This is a genomic window from Pseudomonas sp. C 49-2, from assembly GCF_003970195.1.
Taxonomy (GTDB): Bacteria; Pseudomonadota; Gammaproteobacteria; order Pseudomonadales; family Pseudomonadaceae; genus Aquipseudomonas; species Aquipseudomonas canadensis.
The window spans coordinates 121,546-135,908 of sequence record NZ_RXYG01000012.1 but is presented as its reverse complement, the minus strand read 5'-3'; the positions used below and the strand labels follow the sequence as shown (position 1 = coordinate 135,908).

Sequence of the window (14,363 nt, the reverse complement as noted above, 5' to 3'; positions counted from 1 at the left end):
TTACCTCGCTATCCGGGTCAGGTGTTCGATCACCAGCGGCTCGCCCGCCTCGCTTTCGAAGCGGTTTTCGAACACCAGGAAAATCAACGGTCCGTCACTGCCTTGTTTTTCATGGATATCCACCAATGTCTGGCGGCAAACCAGCACATCACCCGGATAAATACGCCGGTACACTTGATAGCGGCTGCCCCCGGCCAGAATACGTTTGAGTGGCAGTTCCGGCAGCAGCGCGTTATCCGGGAAATGGCCGTCCTCACGCAATTGGTCCAGGGGCAACACCGGCATCAGCACACTGAACAGAAACATCAGCGGCGCCTCATCCCCTGCCAGGAACCGTGCCTGGCGCTGGCCGGTGGCGACCGCGTATTTACGGATATCCTGGCGGCTGATTTCAAAGCGCACGGGCGGCAATGCCAGGCCGATACACGCCTTGATCTCGGCGGTAAGCAGGCTCAAATCACACCTCGCGCGACCAAGTCGTCGTATTGCGCCTGATCCAGGCCCAGCCATTCACGGTAAATCTGTTGGTTGTGCTGGCCGACGCCAGGGGCGCTGGCACCTTTCTCCAAGGTGCCACCGGAAAGCTTCACCGGGTTACCGAACACCTCGAAATGCGCGCCTTGGCATTCGACGCTGATGACCATGTCGCGCTCACGCACATGGGGATCGGCCACCACTTCATCCATGCTCTTGATCGGTGACAACGGGAAGCGGTCGCCGGTCAGGGCCTCCAGCTCGGCCTTGGTGTAGGCGGCGCACCAACCTTCGACGATGGGCTTGACCCGCCGCAGGTAGGTGGCGTGGTCGAAACGCTTGGCCATGGTGTCGATTTCCGGGTCACTGGCCAGGGCCGCATCACCAAACGCATGGCAGGCCTCGCGCCAGAACTTGTCGGTGTAGGCACCGAAGAAGACGAAGCCGTCCTTGCACGCATAACGACCGTAAGGCTTGACGAAGGGATGGCCGTTGCCAGTAGGCCCGACCACTTCGCCGGTTTCAGTGTAGGTGACCACGGCGTTTTCGGTCAGGGAGATGATCGAATCCTGCTGGGACACGTCCACCCGTTGGCCCTGACCGCTGCGCTCGGCCTCACGCAGGGCCCCAAGGGTTCCGATGGCGGCGTACAGCGCCGCCGACAAATCCCCCAGCACCGTACCGACGCGCATCGGCTCTTCAACGGTGCCGTTCATCGACCACAGGCCACCACAGGCCTGGGCGCTGCTGTCAAACGCCGGGCGTGATGAGTTGGGCCCATGCTGGCCGAAGCCACTGATGGCGGTAAACACCAGCGCCGGGTTGACCGCCTTGAGAACCGCGTAGCCCAGGCCCAGCTTGTCCATGGTGCCGGGTCGGAAGTTCTCGATAACGATATCGGCCTTGCGCACCATGTCCAGGAAGGTTGCCTTGCCGTCCGGGTGCTTGAGGTCCAGGCACACCGCCTGTTTGTTGCGATTGAACTGCGCGAAAAAGCCGCTGACCGGCGCACTGACGCTGCGGCTCATGGGCGGGAATTCGCGGGTCAGATCGGGATCAGCGGGGTGCTCGATCTTGATCACGCTGGCGCCCATGTCCGCCAGCAGCATGGCGCAATAAGGCCCGGCCACCACGCGGGTGAGGTCGAGAATGGTCACGCCCTTGAGCGGGCCGAAGCCGGCCAAGGTGGTTGCGAGAGGGTTCATGGGTGCTCCACGTATTGTTATTGGATGCGTGCGCGCAGTGCCTTGGCGACCCGCGACGCGCCGCTGCGGTGCAGCTGACTATCAATAAAGACGCCTACCTCGATCAATTGTGCAAGGTCGACGCCCGTGGCGATGCCTTGGCCTTCAAACAGGTACACCAGCTCTTCAGTCGCTACGTTGCCAGTGGCGCCCGGTGAGTAAGGGCAACCACCCAGGCCGGAGACAGAGCTGTCGAACACTCGAACGCCGGCCTGCCAAGCGGCCTGCACATTGGCCACGGCCATGCCATAGGTGTCATGGAAGTGCCCGGCCAATGCGCTGAGCGGCACTGCGTCGGCGCAGGCCTCGATCAACCGCGCGGTTGCCCCTGGCGTGCCGGTGCCAATGGTGTCGCCCAGGCTGATTTCATAGCAGCCCATGGTGTACAGGGCCTTGCTGACGGCGACCACTTGTTCGACGGGGACCGCGCCGGTAAACGGGCAGCCCAGCACGCAGGAAACGTAGCCGCGCACTGCAACGCCCGCCTCCAGGGCTTTGGCGAGCACCGGCTCGAAGCGCTCCAGGCTCTGAGCGATCGAACAGTTGATGTTCTTCTGCGAAAACGCCTCGGACGCCGCGGCGAACACCGCCACCTCACGGCAACCGGCGGCCAGGGCCATGTCCAGGCCTTGCAGGTTGGGCACCAACGCGGTGTAGGTCACCCCGGTGCGCTGGCCGAGGCCGCGCAGCACGGCATCGGAATTGGCCATTTGCGGCACCCACCGCGGCGACACAAAGGCCCCCGCCTCGAGGGTGCGCAAACCGGCATCGGCCAAGCGCTCCACCAGGGCGATTCGAGTGTCTACCGACAGGCTACGCGCTTCATTCTGCAAGCCGTCGCGCGCGCCCACCTCCACCAGCCGAACGCTGTCCATGCTCACTGCCCGCGCTTGTCGAGCAGCAGCGCGCGGGCACTGTCGGCACGCACGTCGTGGGTCGCGACCATGCGCTCGACCAGCCACTGCACTTCGTCGCCCCTGGCTCCGGCGGACAGCGCCACGTTGCGTGCATGCAGCGCCATATGCCCACGCTGGATACCTTCGGTGGCCAGGGCACGCAAGGCACCCAGGTTCTGTGCCAGGCCAACGGCGACGGCGATTTCACCGAGCTCCTGGGCAGTTTTCACCCCTAGAATACGCAGCGACAGTTGCGCCAGCGGATGAGTCTTGGTGGCGCCGCCGACCAGGCCCAGGGGCATGGGCATTTCCAGAGTACCGACCAGGTGGCCCTGGCTGTCTTTCTCCCAGGTGGTCAGCGAACCGTAGTGACCGCTGCGGCAGGCGTAGGCATGCGCACCGGCTTCCACCGCGCGCCAGTCATTGCCGGTGGCAACCACCAACGGGTCGATGCCATTCATGATGCCCTTGTTGTGGGTGGCGGCGCGATACGGGTCGATGGCAGCAAAGGTGTAGGCATCAATCACGCCTTCGATCACCTCTTCACCGCTGTATTCGGCGGTGGCCAAGTGTTCCGGGGCGATGCGCAACTGCGCGCGACACAGGCGCAGGTCGGCCAGGTTGGACAGGATGCGCAGGCGCACTTTACCGCCGGTGAGGCGCTCCATCAGCGGCGCCACGGCCTCGGCCATGGTGTTGACGGTATTGGCGCCCATGGCGTCGCGCACGTCGACGATCAGGTGCGCCACCAGCATCGGCCCGCGCGGACTGTCAGCGAAGATGTGCACTTCGATGTCCCGGCAACCCCCTCCCAACGTGTTCAGTAACTGATCCTTGCTATTGGCCAGGGCGATGATTTCGTCTTTGTTGCGCAGCAGGCTCAAGCGCGCATTAAACGGGTCGCGTATGCCGATGATCTGCACCTGCGCACGCATCAACGGCGCGCTGCTGGAGGTCTGGAAACCACCGGCCGGGCGGGTCAACTTGGCCATGAACGATGCGGCGGCGACCACCGACGGCTCCTCTACCACCAGCGGGATCACCACGTCGCGACCGTTGATACGGAAGTTGCTGGCGACGGCGTACGGCAACTCGAATTTGCCGATGACGTTCTCGATCATACCGTCGGCGATTTCCAGCGGCAGCGCACCGGCATCGCGCAGCAGCGCCAGGTCTTCGTTGCTCAGGCCGAGCAAGGGTTGCAGGTGCTCAAGGCGCTGACTGGGGGTGAGGCAGCGGAAATTGGGCAAGCGGGAATCGATCGACATGCAGGGCTCCTCAAGGAGTCATTTGTTATTGGATGCCGTCAAATTGCCCCATCTGTAGCCTTGAAAGAAGGTACAGTTTTGCCGGACAGTTCAGACACTGTACCCATAAGAAGCATCCACAAGGAATTGCAGCATGTCGCGCACGACCCTCGCGCAACAGGTGGCCAGCGCCATCGCCCAGCAAATCACCGACGGCGCCCTCAAGGCCGGCGAGAAGCTGCCGTCTCTGCGCGAATACATGCGCCTGCATGGGCATTCGAAGAACACGGTGATCACCGCCTATGAACACCTGGCCGCCGAGGGGCTGGTGGAGGCGCGCCACGGCCAGGGCTTTTTCGTGATCAAGCGCGTGGCCCACACCAGCGAAGAGGAAGACAGCCAACCCTACAACCGGGCGCTGGACACTATCTGGATGATGCGCCAGCAGTTCGTGCGCGACCCTGGCCACTCGCACCTGGGTGAAGGCTTTCCGCCAGTGGAATGGCTGATGGACATGCGCCTGGACAAGTTCCACCGCCAGGTCGTGCGGGCAGGCGTGACCACGCTGTTTCGCTATGGCACACGCCTGGGTAATGCCGGACTGCGCACACGGCTGGTGCAAAAACTGGCGGACTACGCGCTGCCCGTCTCACCGCGCCAACTGGTGACCACCCTGGGCGCCAACCACGCGATGGACCTGATCATCCGTCGTTACCTCAACCCCGGCGACCCGGTGCTGGTGGAAGACCCCGGTTACTACCCGCTGTTCGGCAAGTTGCAATTGCAAGGCGCGCGCATGTTCGGTGTGCCCCGCGAGCCCGACGGGCCGAACCTGCAGGTGCTGGAGCAGTTGATCAAGGCCCATCGACCGCGCCTGTTCTTCCTGCAGTCCATCGGCCACAACCCCACCGGCTCGGACCTGTCTCCGGCTAAGGCGCACCAACTGCTGCGAATCGCCGAGACCTATGACCTGCTACTGGTGGAAAACGATGCAATGGCCGACTTCAAGCCCAGCTCCGCGATCAAGTTGTCCTCCCTCGACCAGCTCAACCGCACGCTGTATGTCGGCAGTTTTTCCAAATCGGTGTCGGCGGCGTTGCGTGTGGGGTTTATCGCCGGCAGCAAACAACGCGTGGAAGAACTGGCGGACATCAAGATGATCCTGCACAACAGCGGCGCCGAATACAGTGAGCGCACTATCGACGTGATCCTCGGCGAAGGGCAGTTTTTACGGCACCTGTCGCGCCTGCAAGACCGCCTGCGCCACGCCACCGCGCGCGGCCTCGACCTGCTCGACGACCTCGGCGCCGAGGTGTTTTGCCGCCCGGAGCAGAGCCTGTACCTGTGGGCACGCTTCCCGCATATCGAGGACGCGCATGTGCTCACCCGGCACTGCCTGGCCCAGGGCGTGATGCTCGCACCCGGCTCGATCTTCTCGACCCAGCCAAAAGATACCTCGCCCTGGACCCGCCTGAACGTGGCGTACCTGGATGACCCGGTCTTTTGCCGGATCATTCGTGAGCTTCAATAATGGCCTTTTACACAATATTCAGACGCCAATGCCTATCCGATGATCAACGCTGATGGGCACGGTGGTAAGTGCAACGATTTTTTACGAGCACCTCTCAGTCTGAACATCAAAACCCCATAGGAACCGGCTTACCGGCTCCTGCACAAGGGGGTCAGGCGGCGTGGCTTTCTTTTTTCAGGCTGTCCATATCGATCACAAACCGATACTTCACATCGCCCTTGAGCATCCGCTCATAGGCCTCATTGATGCCTTGGATATCGATCATTTCGATGTCCGAGACAATCCCGTGCTTGGCACAGAAATCCAGCATGTCCTGGGTTTCCTGGATGCCGCCAATCAGCGAGCCGGCCAGGCTGCGGCGCTTGAAGATAAGGTTGAACACCGTCGGCGACGGGTGCGGGCTGTCGGGCGCGCCGACCAGGGTCATGGTGCCGTCTCGCTTGAGCAGGTTGAGGAACGCATCGAGGTTGTGCGGCGCAGCAACGGTGTTGAGGATGAAGTCCAGGCTGTTGGCGACTTTGGCCATCTCGTCAGCATTCTTTGATACCACCACTTGATCGGCGCCCAGGCGCAAACCGTCTTCACGCTTGTTGGGTGAGGTGGTGAACAACGTCACATGGGCGCCCATGGCATGGGCGATCTTCACCGCCATGTGGCCCAGGCCGCCCAGGCCCACCACGCCGACCTTCTTGCCGGGCCCCACCTTCCAGTGATGCAACGGCGAATAGGTGGTAATGCCCGCGCACAGCAACGGCGCTACGGCGGCCAGGTTGGACGCGTCGTGGGAAATGCGCAGCACGAACTTCTCCTTGACCACGATGCTGTCGGAGTAGCCGCCGAAGGTGTTCTCACCGCCGAATACCGGGCCGTTGTAGGTGCCGGTAAAGCCGTTCTCGCAATATTGCTCCTCGCCTTCGGCGCAGGACGCGCAGTGCTGGCAACTGTCGACCATGCAGCCGACGCCGGCCAGGTCACCGACCTTGAACGTCTTGACGTTGCCCCCCACTGCAGTCACGCGACCGACAATTTCATGACCGGGCACGGAAGGATAAAGGGTGTTGTTCCATTCGTTGCGCACGGTGTGCAAGTCGGAGTGGCAGACGCCGCAATAGAGAATGTCGATCTGCACATCATCCTCCCCCGGCGCACGTCGCTCGAAGGTGTAGGGCTTGAGAGAGTCTTTGGCGTTCTGGGCGGCGTAGCTGTAAGTCTTGGCCATTTCGTTCACCTGTGTGATCTGACGTTGGAAGTCAATCGACCAGCATAGACGCTCAACCGTTCAACCGAGCACAGGCGTACAAGCCCTTCGTCCGGTTTAGCGCAATAGTGAACTAGCATTCTCTTCCCACCCTCCAAGGAGTTTTCCATGAGCACATTCGTTGCCAAAGACGGTACCCAGATCTACTTCAAGGACTGGGGCAGCGGTAAGCCCGTGTTGTTCAGCCATGGCTGGCCGCTGGATGCCGATATGTGGGAATACCAGATGGAATACCTGAGCAGCCGCGGCTTTCGCACCATCGCATTCGACCGCCGTGGTTTTGGCCGGTCGGACCAGCCGTGGACCGGCAACGACTACGACACCTTCGCCGACGATATCGCCCAGTTGATCGAGCACCTGGACCTCAAGGACGTGACCCTGGTGGGCTTCTCCATGGGTGGCGGCGACGTGGCGCGCTACATCGCACGCCATGGCAGCGCGCGCGTGGCCGGCCTGGTGTTGCTGGGCGCGGTGACGCCGCTGTTTGGTCAGAAACCGGACTACCCGCAAGGCGTGCCGGCTGAAGTGTTCGCCGGCATCAAGGCCGGGCTGCTGAAGGACCGTGCGCAATTCATCAGTGATTTCAACGCACCGTTCTATGGCACCAACAAAGGCCAGGTTGTCTCAGAAGGTGTGCTGACCCAAACCTTGCAGGTAGCGTTGCTCGCGTCCCTCAAATCGACCGTCGACTGCGTCACCGTATTCTCCGAAACCGACTTCCGCCCGGACATGGCCAAGATCGACGTGCCGACCCTGGTGATCCACGGCGATGGCGATCAGATAGTACCGTTCGAGACAACCGGCAAAGTGGCCGCTGCCTCGATCAAGGGTGCCGAGTTGAAAGTCTACAAGGACGCCCCCCACGGGTTTGCCGTGACCCATGCGCAGCAGTTGAATGAAGACCTGCTGGCGTTCCTGAACCGCTGAAACACCTAAACCCTCCTCTCCTTATTTGGCCGGGCTTGCCCGGCCTTTTTTTGCTCAAGAGAAACGCTGAGGCAGTACCAGTCGCCCTGGCCCGCTGATCAGCACCGTGGTGAAAATGATCAACAGCAGCCAACCGAACTGCGCCTCGAACAGCGTCCACTCCGGGTGCACCACCAGCAAGGCAATCAGCAGCACACACAGGATCGGCAGGCACGCCAGACGCACCAGCACGCCGGCAATGATCAGCAGCGGGCACAGCACTTCAGCAAATATCGCCAACATTAGCGTGGCCGAAGCGCCCAGATGAAACGGATCTTCGATCAGCTTCAATTGCTCGTTGTAACTCAGCAGCTTGGGCAAACCATGTACCCACAACAGGAACAGCGCTCCGCTGACCCGCAGAAACAGCAGCCCCAAGTCCTGACATTTTGATTCGTTCATGCGTACTCTCGGTAGGTCGACATAAACGTCGATTGTGTCGGCGGAGGCGCCCTCACGCTTGCAAGTCTGTGCTGACCTCACTCCCCGACGCCGGCAAACGCCGCGACGATTTCATCGATCACCACCCGCACCCGTGCGGTGTGGCGCAGGTCGGCGTGGGTCACCAGCCACACGTCGTACGGCAGTGGCCGGGAGCGCTCGGGCCACAGGCGCACCAGCCCGTCACGCTCACCCGTGCACACCGGGATTTCGCCTATGCCGATGCCGGCAGCGATCGAGCGGCGCACCAGCAAACTGGAACTCAAGGCAGCAACAATACGCCCTCGGCCCAGAGGCTCGGAAACCAGGGTCAGCTCTTTCTTGCTTTGTAGATGCGGCTGGTAGACCACCAGGTCATGCCCCTCGAACAGGCTGCCCGGTTCGGGCACGCCGTGGCGGTCAATGTAGTCCTGGGAGGCAAACAGGCCCAACGGCCAACGGGCGATGCGACGGGCGATCAGGTCGGGGTTATCCGGACGCTGGTTGCGCACAGCGATGTCGGCCTCACGCTTGGCCAGGCTGAGCATTTGGGTGGAAGCGTCCAGTTGCACGCGCACGTCGGGGTGTTTGTCGTGCAGGCGAGCGATGGACGGAATCAGGAAGTCGATGGCCAGGGAATCGGTGGTGCTGACGCGCACGGTGCCCGTTAAACGATCATCCAGGCCTTGAACCTGGCGCTCAAGGTCGAGGGCTGAACGCTCCATTTTCTCCACCGACAGCAATGCAGCCTCGCCCACGGCCGTCAGCGCGTAGCCCTCGGACGTGCGCAGGAACAAGGTGGCGCCCAAGGACTTTTCCAGGGCGTTGACCCGCCGGCCTACGGTGGCCTGATCCACGCCCAACAACCGTGCGGCGCCGCGCAACGTGGACTCCCGGCACACCGCCAGGAACACCCGTGCATCGTCCCAGTTCATTGTGTTCTCCACTGCTGCATATATGCATTGACGTGTTGCTGAATCGCAGCATTATTGCATCATGCGACCTTGCTATCCTGTCGACCATGGAAAATATCCAAGATGACCCTGCTGCACGGTTTCATTTGAATCAACCGTCGCGCAGCGTGGTCCCACTTCATACGCTCACCGCAACAGGACCCGCAAAATGCCCCTGCCTACCGACATGACCCTGATTGAAATCACCACCCCTGGCGGCCCCGAGGTGCTCAAGCCGCGCCAGGTGCCATTGCCCTCGCCGGTAGCCGGTGAAATCCTGATCCGCGTGCACGCCGCCGGCGTCAACCGCCCAGACGCCTTGCAACGCGCCGGCAAGTACCCGATGAAACCCGGCATGAGCCCAATCCCCGGCCTGGAAGTGGCAGGTGAAGTGGTAGCGCTGGGCGATGGCGTGACCGAGTACGCCGTCGGTGACAAGGTTTGCGCCCTCACCAATGGCGGTGGTTACGCCCAATACTGCGCAGTGCCTGCCAGCCAGGCGTTGCCGGTTCCCGAAGGCATGGACTGGATTCAAGCGGCGGCCATCCCGGAAACCTTCTTTACCGTGTGGGCCAACCTGTTCGGCATCGGCGGCGCCCACAACGGCCAGCGGGTGCTGATCCACGGCGGCACCAGTGGTATCGGCACCACCGCGCTGATGCTATGCCGCGAGTTCGGCATCCAGGCGTTTGCCACTGCCGGCAGCGAAGAAAAATGTGCGGCCATTCGTGCCCTGGGCGCAGAAGCAATCAACTATCGCGAACAGGATTTCGCCCAGGTGATCGGTGATCAAGGCGTAAATGTGATCCTCGACATCATGGGAGCCTCCTACCTCAACAACAACCTCAAGGCGCTGGCGATGGACGGCCGTCTGGTAATGCTGGGGTTCCTCGGCGGTGCCAAGGCCAATGAGGTGGACTTGCTGACCATCCTAGGCAAACGCGCAATCGTCACCGGTTCACTGCTGCGCGCACGGACCAAGGACGAAAAAGCCGCAATCGCCGACCAACTGCGCGAGCATGTATGGCCAGTGCTGTCAGCCGGGCGCTGCCTGCCGATGATCGACCAGGTGTTCGATTACACCCAGGCCGATCAGGCGCATGCGCGGATGGAAGGTGGGGATCATATTGGCAAGATAGTGTTACGGGTTGCCTGATTATCCGGCGTAAACCGGGTAATCGATGTAGCCCTCTGCACCACCGCCGTACATGCCCTCTACCCGCAGCGGATTCAACGGCCACCCATTGAACAGCCGCTGCGGTAGATCCGGATTGGCAATGAACGGCCGCCCGAACGCGATCAAATCCGCCAGCCCCGCCTCTATCCATCGCGCACCGCGTTCAGCGGTGTAGCGGCCGGCGTAGATGATCCGTCCGCTGAACGTCTCGCGCACTGCACGGCGGAAGGTTTCAGGCAGGTCGGGGGCGTTGTCCCAGTCGGCTTCGGCAATGGAGACGTAGGCGATGCCCGACGCTTCCAGCACCTTGATGGCTTCGATGTAGGTATGGTGCGGGTCGTCTTCCACCAGGCCGATGTACACGCGGTCCTGATCGGTGCCACTGAACAACGGCGAGAAGCGCACGCCCAGGCGTTCCGGCCCGACCACGGCGCTCACCGCCTCAACAATCTCACGCAGAAAACGCAGGCGATTTTCCAAAGAACCACCGTATTCATCGTCACGTTGATTGGCATGGGCCGAGATGAACTGGTTCACCAGGTAGCCATTGGCCGAATGGATCTCCACCCCGTCAAACCCGGCATCCAGCGCATTGCGTGCAGCCTGGGCATAGTGCCCGACCAGTTCCTTGACCTCCTGCGTGGTCAATGCACGTGGCACGGGCGGCTGTTTCAACTCACCCTCGCCCGGCGCCGTTTCGATAAAGGCTTTGGCTTGCAGGGCCTGGAGGGCAGACGGTGCGATTGGCGCCGCCCCTTCTGGCTGCAAGGCGTTATGCGACACCCGACCGACATGCCACAACTGGGCAAAGATCACCCCGCCCTCGGCATGCACCGCGTCGGTGACCTTGCGCCAACCGTCGATCTGCGCCGGGGTGTAGATGCCCGGTGTCCAGGCGTAGCCCTGGCCCCGTGGCTCTATCTGCGTGCCTTCGCTGACCATGAAACCGGCACTGGCCCGCTGGCGGTAATACTCGGCCATCAAGTCGGTCGCGATATCACCCGGTTGGGCGCTGCGCTGGCGCGTCAATGGCGGCAAGACGATACGGTTGTTCAGCGTATGGTGCCCCAGCTTTATCGGGGTACTTAAAACATTGTCAGTCATCTAATCATTTCCAAATTCTGGACGTGCTAAAGCATTGGCGACTTATAAAAGTCGCCAATGAACTCAGCGGTTTATTTAATTAAGCGGTCAGTTTCAGCAGGGCTTTAGCGACATCACTGGAACTGCCAGGATTTTGCCCAGTCACCAACAAGCCATCGGTAATGACAAAGGACTGCCAGTCAGCGCCTTTCTCATACAGGCCGCCCAGCTTCTTGAATTCATCTTCCACCAGAAACGGCACCACATCGGTCAGTTCCACCGCCGCCTCTTCCGAGTTGGAGAACCCGGTGACGCGACGCCCCTTGACCAACGGTTCACCATTCACCGCCTTGACGTGACGTAGCGCGCCCGGTGCGTGGCAGACAAAGCCGATGGGCTTACCAGCACGCTCGAAGGACTCGATCAGCGCGATCGACACCGGCGATTCGGCCAGGTCCCACAGCGGGCCGTGGCCGCCTGGGTAGAACACAGTGTCGAAATCGTCGGCGTTGACCGAGTCCAGTTTCACCGTGGTCGCCAGGGCTTGCTGGGCGGCAGGATCGGCGGCAAAGCGCTGAGTCTGTTCGGTCTGGAAGTCCGGTTGGTCACTCACCGGGTCCAGCGGCGGCTGGCCGCCGGCCGGTGAAGCCAGTACGATCTCGGCGCCGGCGTCCTTGAACGCGTAATAGGGTGCGGCAAACTCTTCGAGCCAGAAGCCGGTCTTGCGGCCGGTATCGCCAAGCTGGTCGTGAGAGGTCAGTACCATTAATACTTTCATTTTCCAGTGCCTCGATAGGTGTGAATGTCAGTTTCTTGCGGCTGACCCAACAACTGTCGGGTCAACCCCAACGCCTCATCAAAAGGCGCCGTAGTACGGGTGATCTTGCTCATGACGCTGGTCCCCAACCACAACGCATACAGGCGCCGCGCCAGGCTGTCCGGGTGTTGCGTAATCGCTACCGAGCCGTCTTCGACGCCCTGCTGCAAGGCCTCGGCCAGCAACCCGATGGTGCGTGCAGTGCCACGTTGCAGGGCCAGGCGCATCGGCTCTGAAAGGTCTGACACCTCCGCACCGAGTTTGACGGCAAGGCATTTGCCCGCGTCGGTGCAGCCGGTCTGGTTGTCGATCCAGCATTGCCAATAAGCCATCAACTTGGCGTGCTGGGTTAAACCCGGCAGGTCGAACAGTTGCTGCATGCCGTGCACATAGTTGTCGAAGTAGTGGTCGAGCAATACAACGCCGAACGCATCTTTGGAGGTGAAGTAGTGATAAAACGAACCTTTGGGTACGTCGGCGGCTTGCAGTATTTCGTTCAGGCCCACCGCAGAAAATCCTTTGCGGCCAACAATCAATTGCGCCGTATCAAGAATGCTCAGGCGTACCGTTTTAGTTTCGTTGCTCATCGGATTAGACCAGTCGTCTAGTTCGTTGAGGGAATGTTAGGTCCCTGGCCAGGCTCGCACAATGTCAGATCCGCAAGGATTTCGGACATCCGCCAAAGTCGGTTGCCGTTTTCCCGGCAGCCGCCGACAATCCCTGCTCCCCCCACCCGGAGACATGCGATGCACAGCGTTGCGCTGATGGTTTACCCGAACTTCCAGTCCCTGAGCCTCAGTCTGGGCTCGGTGTTCGAGTGCGCGAACCTGCTGCGCGGCGAACCGGCCTATGAGTTTCACCTGGTGTCGGAGAGCGGCGGCGCGGTGATGACGTCCCAGGGCTTTTCGGTGAACACCATGCCGATCCGGCCGGAGGGCTACGACACGCTGATCGTCAGCGGCTACCTGGAGTTCCGCCTGCCGGAGGCCAACCTGCTGGAACTGGTCAAGGCCGCCTCCGCCCAGTCGCGACGCGTCGCCTCGTTGTGCATGGGCATCTTCGTGCTGGCCGAAGCGGGCTTGCTGGCAGGTAAGCGCACCACCACCCACTGGATTCACGCGCCAGCCTTTCGCAAGCGCTATCCGGACATTCATTTGGAAGAAGACAAGCTGTTCGTGGTGGACGGCCAGGTGTGGACCGGTGCCGGCATGAGTGCCGGGGTGGACCTGGCATTGGCGATGGTGGAAAACGACCTGGGCAGTGATCTGGCCCGGCGCATTGCGCGCAAACTGGTGATCGCCCAACGCCGGGGCAGTGAACAGTCGCAGTTGTCGGCGCTGCTGGAGCTGGACCCCAAGTCGGACCGCGTGCAACTGGCCCTGGCCTATGCCCGTGAGAACCTGACCCACGACTTGTCGGTAGACGCCCTGGCCGATGTCGCCCGCCTCAGCCCGCGCCAGTTCAGTCGGGTATTCCGGGAAGAGACCGGACAAACACCGGCCAAGGCCATCGAGTCGCTGCGGGTAGAAGCGGCACGGGCGATGATGGAAACCAGTCGCCACCCGGTCGAGGTGGTCGCCCGCGAAACCGGGTTTGGTGATCGCGAGCGCATGCGCCAGGCATTTTTAAGGGCGTTCGGGCAGCCGCCGCAGGTGATGCAGCAGGCGTTTAATGCAGTGCCGCCCGCGTAATCAGGTAACTCACCAGCTGCGGCTCATCCTCCAGCTCAATCGTTTGCACCGGACGCGGCAGGTTATCCAGCACCGTGCGCCAGAACGCTTGGGACACTTCGTCCTGGTCATAGAAGCGCACCAGCCAATCGGCTTCGCCACTGCACAGCACCTGGCTGGCAATGGCGCGGCCAATGCCTTTGCGGCGGTAGCGTTTGAGGACGAACAAGTCGGCCAACTCCAAGGCGTCAATGCCCGGTAGCTCGCTGCCTTCGATCAACAGGAAGCCAGCGATATAGCCATCCACCAACAGCAGGTTGGCGCTCCATTGCGTGTCCTGCCAGTAGCGGACCAGGTGTTCGTCATGGATGTAGAAACGCCCATCGGCCTCGACATCTTCCTGTTCCCAGTCAGAGGATTCATAGGCGTAGTACTGGTAAAGATTGCGGATCAGCTCGGCGTGCTCCGGGCCGGTCTGGATCAATTCGACGGTGACTTCGGGCATGAGACTCTCGGTGAAAAAACACAGGGCGCCATTGTTCACAAAACCGGTGGGCAGGCCAAGAGAGCGGTCAACCTTTCTACTTGCTGAACCGATTGCAAATAGGTGTTGCCTCTGCCAAAACC

At 61.5% G+C, this 14,363-nt stretch carries 15 protein-coding genes; 4 read left to right on the top strand and 11 right to left on the bottom strand.

Annotated elements, in window-relative coordinates; genetic code table 11:
* Genes EJ576_RS22920 through EJ576_RS22905 form a run of 4 tightly spaced genes read right to left on the bottom strand, consistent with a single transcriptional unit; the run spans position 1 to position 3,882 of the window.
* On the bottom strand, positions 1–456 hold the full coding sequence (locus EJ576_RS22920) for a MaoC family dehydratase N-terminal domain-containing protein (protein ID WP_123474084.1): 456 nt from the start codon (positions 454–456) through the stop codon (positions 1–3).
* Positions 453–1,679: a CaiB/BaiF CoA-transferase family protein gene (locus EJ576_RS22915; RefSeq protein ID WP_126571192.1), complete on the bottom strand. Its 1,227-nt coding sequence runs from the start codon at positions 1,677–1,679 to the stop codon at positions 453–455. The genes EJ576_RS22920 and EJ576_RS22915 overlap by 4 nt, the downstream gene beginning before the upstream one ends.
* A gap of 17 nt (positions 1,680–1,696) precedes the next feature.
* The gene (locus EJ576_RS22910) at positions 1,697–2,593 is read right to left on the bottom strand and encodes a hydroxymethylglutaryl-CoA lyase (RefSeq protein WP_123474086.1); all 897 of its coding nucleotides are present in this window, start codon (positions 2,591–2,593) and stop codon (positions 1,697–1,699) included.
* A gap of 2 nt (positions 2,594–2,595) precedes the next feature.
* Positions 2,596–3,882 (bottom strand): hydroxymethylglutaryl-CoA reductase, degradative, encoded by a 1,287-nt coding sequence (locus EJ576_RS22905; protein ID WP_123474087.1) that lies wholly within the window; start codon positions 3,880–3,882, stop codon positions 2,596–2,598.
* Positions 3,883–4,015: 133 nt separating this feature from the next.
* On the opposite strand from EJ576_RS22905, the gene EJ576_RS22900 reads away from it, so the two are divergent.
* Entirely contained in the window at positions 4,016–5,392 is a 1,377-nt protein-coding gene (locus EJ576_RS22900; protein WP_123474088.1) for a PLP-dependent aminotransferase family protein, read from the top strand.
* A 151-nt stretch (positions 5,393–5,543) separates the two neighbouring features.
* Here EJ576_RS22900 and EJ576_RS22895 read toward each other — a convergent pair whose 3' ends face one another.
* Entirely contained in the window at positions 5,544–6,611 is a 1,068-nt protein-coding gene (locus EJ576_RS22895; RefSeq protein WP_126571191.1) for an NAD(P)-dependent alcohol dehydrogenase, read from the bottom strand.
* A gap of 147 nt (positions 6,612–6,758) precedes the next feature.
* Between EJ576_RS22895 and EJ576_RS22890 the strand changes: the two genes are divergently transcribed.
* Positions 6,759–7,577, top strand: a complete 819-nt coding sequence (locus tag EJ576_RS22890) for an alpha/beta fold hydrolase (RefSeq protein WP_122724535.1) — start codon at positions 6,759–6,761, stop codon at positions 7,575–7,577.
* Positions 7,578–7,631: 54 nt separating this feature from the next.
* Here the strand turns inward: EJ576_RS22890 and EJ576_RS22885 are convergent, their stop codons facing one another.
* Together EJ576_RS22885 and EJ576_RS22880 are read right to left on the bottom strand one after the other, a co-directional pair.
* Entirely contained in the window at positions 7,632–8,018 is a 387-nt protein-coding gene (locus EJ576_RS22885) for a DoxX family protein (RefSeq protein WP_028619753.1), read from the bottom strand.
* A gap of 77 nt (positions 8,019–8,095) precedes the next feature.
* Entirely contained in the window at positions 8,096–8,971 is an 876-nt protein-coding gene (locus EJ576_RS22880) for a LysR family transcriptional regulator (protein ID WP_126571190.1), read from the bottom strand.
* Between the two features lie 187 nt (positions 8,972–9,158).
* Between EJ576_RS22880 and EJ576_RS22875 the strand changes: the two genes are divergently transcribed.
* Positions 9,159–10,145, top strand: coding sequence for an NAD(P)H-quinone oxidoreductase (locus EJ576_RS22875; protein WP_126571189.1), 987 nt, complete (start codon positions 9,159–9,161; stop codon positions 10,143–10,145).
* On the opposite strand, the gene EJ576_RS22870 is transcribed toward EJ576_RS22875, so the two are convergent.
* The 3 genes from EJ576_RS22870 to EJ576_RS22860 all read right to left on the bottom strand — a co-directional run bounded on the left by EJ576_RS22870 (position 10,146) and on the right by EJ576_RS22860 (position 12,653).
* The gene (locus tag EJ576_RS22870) at positions 10,146–11,270 is read right to left on the bottom strand and encodes an alkene reductase (protein WP_028619750.1); all 1,125 of its coding nucleotides are present in this window, start codon (positions 11,268–11,270) and stop codon (positions 10,146–10,148) included. It lies immediately after the preceding gene.
* Between the two features lie 79 nt (positions 11,271–11,349).
* Complete coding sequence (locus EJ576_RS22865) at positions 11,350–12,027, bottom strand: type 1 glutamine amidotransferase domain-containing protein (protein WP_016980125.1); 678 nt, start codon at positions 12,025–12,027, stop codon at positions 11,350–11,352.
* Entirely contained in the window at positions 12,024–12,653 is a 630-nt protein-coding gene (locus EJ576_RS22860) for a TetR/AcrR family transcriptional regulator (protein ID WP_126571188.1), read from the bottom strand. The genes EJ576_RS22865 and EJ576_RS22860 overlap by 4 nt, the downstream gene beginning before the upstream one ends.
* A gap of 159 nt (positions 12,654–12,812) precedes the next feature.
* On the opposite strand from EJ576_RS22860, the gene EJ576_RS22855 reads away from it, so the two are divergent.
* Complete coding sequence (locus tag EJ576_RS22855) at positions 12,813–13,757, top strand: GlxA family transcriptional regulator (protein ID WP_028619747.1); 945 nt, start codon at positions 12,813–12,815, stop codon at positions 13,755–13,757.
* Here EJ576_RS22855 and EJ576_RS22850 read toward each other — a convergent pair.
* Complete coding sequence (locus EJ576_RS22850) at positions 13,735–14,241, bottom strand: GNAT family N-acetyltransferase (protein WP_126571187.1); 507 nt, start codon at positions 14,239–14,241, stop codon at positions 13,735–13,737. The genes EJ576_RS22855 and EJ576_RS22850 overlap by 23 nt on opposite strands.
* Positions 14,242–14,363: the final 122 nt, after the last annotated feature.